2 protein-coding genes are annotated in these 1,364 nt (G+C 63.9%); both read left to right on the top strand.

From position 1 onward, the window contains the following. The coding region (locus tag ACWDTP_RS38475; protein WP_450028451.1) for a hypothetical protein at window positions 1–425 on the top strand (425 nt) is incomplete at its 5' end. 427 nt (window positions 426–852) lie between these two features. Next, a complete protein-coding gene (locus tag ACWDTP_RS38470) occupies window positions 853–1,326 on the top strand; it encodes a hypothetical protein (RefSeq protein ID WP_450028450.1) in 474 nt (157 codons plus the stop codon). The last annotated feature ends 38 nt before the right edge of the window (window positions 1,327–1,364 follow it).

Raw genomic sequence — 1,364 nt, 5'->3', positions numbered from 1 at the left:
GACGTCGCGAGATCGCGACGTCGCTCGGCGCCGATGCTCATCCGTCAGATTCCGTCCGCGTGCACCACAACCAGTACCCGGTAGTGATCGGCTCAACACCCAAGCCGCGCCTGATATCCGAAGCGATTCGCTGCGTAGCGCCCGGAGGACACCTGTCGAACCTTGCCATGGTCTTCGGTGACGCCAGCCTGCCACTGTGGGACATGTATCAACGAGATATGACACTGTCTACCGGATTTGTCAGTATCACAACACATCTGGATGATGTGGTCACACTATTGAGATCTGGTCGGGTACAGCCTGAGCGAGTCTTCAGCGAGCACAAATGGGACGATGCGCCCGCAGTCTTGGTAGAACCGCTACCCAAGCCGGTGCTGGCGGCACCGCGAAAGCACGCCTCCTCGCTGGTTTCCACACCGGCGTGACGCCGCCCATTCCGGGCGCTCAATTGCCGCTTTACGGCTTTGGTGTCCAGATCCAGTTCTGACGGGTGTAGAGCGGCCGCAGACCCGCCCGTAGCAGGTTGTTCAGCGAATGGTTGACCTCACCGTCGCCCGGTTTGGCGGTCTCCGCGACGAGCCAGCGACATCCGGCCTCAACCGCCTCCTTGGCGCGAGCAGCGATGAGTGCGGAATGCAGACCCCGGCTTCGGTACCCGTCCAGGGTCGCGCCTGTCGCCTGCCATGAGGATGGGACCAGTGTGACCTGATTTTTGCCAGGGTGATGGGACCACCTGGATTGCCAGTTATGGGACCACCGGCGCGTCGCGTCGGTGGTCTTTTCATTTGTTCGTTCGATCGCCGTGACAGCTCAAGTCACGGAGGCGGCGGGCATGGCTTTCGGGAGGTCAGTGTGAACGAGATCAGGGAAGTGCTACGGGTGTGGCTGGGGGTGGCAGGGCTACCAGCACCGGGGTACCGCACAATCGCCGCGCATTGCGGCCTGGACCGCAAGACGGTGCGCCGCTACGTCGAGGCAGCCCAGGCGGCCGGGCTGCGCCGCGACGACGACCTCAGCGCCGTCGATGACGCGTTGATCGGGATGGTCGCCGAGGCGGTGCGTCCGGTGCGCCCCGATGGGCATGGTGCGGCCTGGGAGCATCTTTTGGGGTTCGAGGAGCAGATCACCACGTGGGTGGCCGGCACGGCGGGGCAGCGGCCGTTGACGGTGACCAAGATCCACACCCTGTTGGCCCGGCAGGGCTGTGTGGTGCCGTATCGGACGTTGCACCGATTCGCCAGGCAGCGTTGCGGTTTCGGCCGCAAGGACCTTGACGGCGCTCATCGAAAATCCCCGGCTGTGCTCGCCGAAATTCCTCACCTGTGAGCAGCGGTCAGTGTAGTTGTTGGCGGGTGCCGGTGGTG

The organism is Mycobacterium sp. NPDC003449 (assembly GCF_053588415.1).
This window is presented reverse-complemented; position numbering and strand designations above follow the sequence as displayed.